Origin of the sequence: Brooklawnia sp. (genome assembly GCF_032229645.1) — a bacterium.
In the GTDB taxonomy this organism is placed as follows: Bacteria; Actinomycetota; Actinomycetes; order Propionibacteriales; family Propionibacteriaceae; genus Brooklawnia.
Genome location: NZ_JAVTWX010000091.1, coordinates 1 through 2,415, shown reverse-complemented (window position 1 = coordinate 2,415; position 2,415 = coordinate 1). Strand labels below are relative to the sequence as shown.

Below are 2,415 nucleotides of genomic sequence, written 5' to 3'. Positions count from 1 at the left end.
ATCACCGACACGACCACCGGAATCAAACCATTCGCCTCCACGGCGCGTCCTTCAACACCCTCGCCCAACGGATCGTCGACTTTCAGGACTGGTACAACACCACCAGCCGCCCCTTCAACTGGACCTGGAACCGCGACCAACTCAACGACTACCTCAACCGGCTCGCGCGACGAACCGGTGTCGGAAGTGTCATGAAGACACCGGGCCAGATTTGGTCGAGGAACAAGTCACCATGAGTCTCCGCCCATGTGATGTCTACGCCCGGTGGGCTTTACGATCACGCGGCCTTCAGCGGTGTGATCGCCGCCACCGTGTCGTGCAGCACGCGACGCTCGAGGCGAAGCTCATAGTTCGACTGCAGATTCATCCAGAACTCCTCCGAGGTGCCGAAGTATCGAGCCAGGCGAATCGCCGTATCTGCGGTAATACCCCGCTTGCCGTGCACAATCTCATTGATCCGACGAGGAGGCACGCCGATCGAGACGGCCAGCTTATTCTGCGTGATCCCGAAGCCCGCAATGAAGTCCTCCATCAAGATCTCGCCCGGATGAATCGGCACGATCCGGTCATCCTCAGTGGTAGTCGACGAGCTCAACGAGCACCTCACAGATCGAGCGGGTTTTTGGACTGCTGAACCGGAGCGTCCATCCGGGCAGGCGTCACCTTTCCGCCGAACTTTGACTCCAGGAACGCACCCTGAGCGACCAACGCGGCCGCGTCCATCCGGTTGGTGGCGTCATACATCCGCGAGATCGTCAGACTGAGCAGGTCGAGTTGATCGACCAGCAAGAGCAGCGACGACTTGCCGTTGGCGACCGGACGAGTGTCGGCCCAGTCGCGCGGCAATGCCAGGTATCCGGCTACCGACTCGGGGAGGTAATCGGTGGCGGTGGCCACGACCGTGTAGGCGTCCTGAGAATCGAGACCCAGATTGCCCAGCCGCGGCACGATAGCGCGAACCACCGTGATGATGCGCAGCACCCGGGCCAGCACCGGTGTCGGCGCATGCCCCTCCACGACCATCCGCTCAGCCTTGACCAGCGCCGCCTCGATGTCCTGCGAGGTCGGCGCCGGGGAAGCCAGGGTTTCAGGATCGGCAGCTTTCTGCTCTCCCCGAAGCCAGCCGAAGATTCCCATCGCTTACTTCCTTCGGATCGGGACACTCAGCCCAGGTTGTAGTCGGGCACCGACAGCGAATTGGTGATGGCCGCCCGATCGTCCGATTGGCGGGCCCGTTGCAGATAGGCCCGCGACTTGGCGACCTCGGTCTCCAGCGTCCCGATGGTCTGGCTCATGTTGTTGAGGGCCTCGATCTTGAAGCTGTCGATCGAATCCATCGTCTCGTAGATGTTCGCGAATGCCTTCTGAAGCGACTCGATCGAGATCGTCGAGCTGGCGGCCTGCTGCTGAATAGTGACCGAGTTCGTCTTCAGCATTTCGCTGGTGCGCTCGATCAAGCCCGACGTGGTGGTGTTCAGCGCACTGATCTGGTCGAGCACCAGCTTCTGATTGCCGAGCGCCTGAGCGGTGATCACTGCGGTGCGCAACGCGGACACGGTCGTGGTGGACGCGCGGTCAACGCCCTTGATCAGCTCCATGTTGTTCTTGATGATCACGTCGATGGCCAGGTAGCCCTGAATCGACACGGCCAGCTGGGTGAGCAGATCCTGATGCTTCTGGCGGACGTAGAAGAGCACGTCCTTGTTGAGAGCGTCCGCCTTCATCGGGTCGGTGACCTGCAATTCCGCGATGGACGCGGACAGCTGGGTGTCGAGCCGCTCAGCCAGGTAGATGTACTGGTTGAGCCGATTCATGGTGTCCCAGAGTTGCTGCTTCTCCATGTTGAGGCTGACGTTGTCCTTGGTCAACTCGTCCTGGCCGGATCGTAGCGCGTGCAGAATCGCGTTCAGCTGCTGCTGGCTCGACTGGTACTTGCGGAAGTAATCCTGAACCTTGTCGCCGAACGGGATGAAACCAAGAATCTTCTTCTGCTTGGTGACCTCGGACGGGTCGAGACCCTCCACTGTCTTGCGAAGCTCGATCAGGGTGTTGGAGACCTTCGAGACCTCGCTCAGCCCGCCTGATTTCAGTTCCTTGACCGGGGTGTCCAGCAGCCGGTTGCTCATCTCGGCGGCGCGCCGGATATCGGCATCGCCCATGCTGCGCACGGCGTCCGCCTGAGCACTGAATTCAGGGCTGCTGGCCTGTTCGGCCATGATCGCCGTCATGAACTGGCCAACTTTGGCATCCAGCCCCGGCCGCTGCTCCGCAGTAACCGGCGGCGCCATCTGTGGAGCCTGAGTTGTCTGAACAACCGGCATCGGTGCGGGTGCCTCAAGGGTCAGCGCAGTAGCTGTGGGTGGCGGGGTGAGTGGCCGCGCCACAACTGCCTGACTCGGCGCGGTCTGGCCCTGC

General features: G+C 61.6%; 4 protein-coding genes. 1 reads left to right on the top strand and 3 read right to left on the bottom strand.

Translation table 11 applies throughout. The features are described from left to right. Window positions 1-236: hypothetical protein (locus AAFP05_RS06815; RefSeq protein ID WP_341729103.1), on the top strand; the 236-nt coding region annotated here is incomplete at its 5' end. Window positions 237-277: 41 nt separating this feature from the next. Here AAFP05_RS06815 and AAFP05_RS06810 read toward each other — a convergent pair. The 3 genes from AAFP05_RS06810 to AAFP05_RS06800 form a co-directional block, all read right to left on the bottom strand. Then, window positions 278-559 (bottom strand): HigA family addiction module antitoxin, encoded by a 282-nt coding sequence (locus tag AAFP05_RS06810; protein WP_341729102.1) that lies wholly within the window; start codon window positions 557-559, stop codon window positions 278-280. A 44-nt stretch (window positions 560-603) separates the two neighbouring features. Continuing rightward, the gene (locus AAFP05_RS06805) at window positions 604-1,137 is read right to left on the bottom strand and encodes a hypothetical protein (protein WP_341729101.1); all 534 of its coding nucleotides are present in this window, start codon (window positions 1,135-1,137) and stop codon (window positions 604-606) included. A 26-nt stretch (window positions 1,138-1,163) separates the two neighbouring features. After that, on the bottom strand, window positions 1,164-2,415 hold a 1,252-nt coding region (locus AAFP05_RS06800; RefSeq protein ID WP_341729100.1), incomplete at its 5' end, for a toxic anion resistance protein.

Coding starts and splice junctions, on each gene's coding strand:
- AAFP05_RS06805 (WP_341729101.1), bottom strand. CDS start 1,137: ATGGGAATCTTCGGCTGGCTTCGGGGAGAGCAGAAAGCTGCCGATCCT.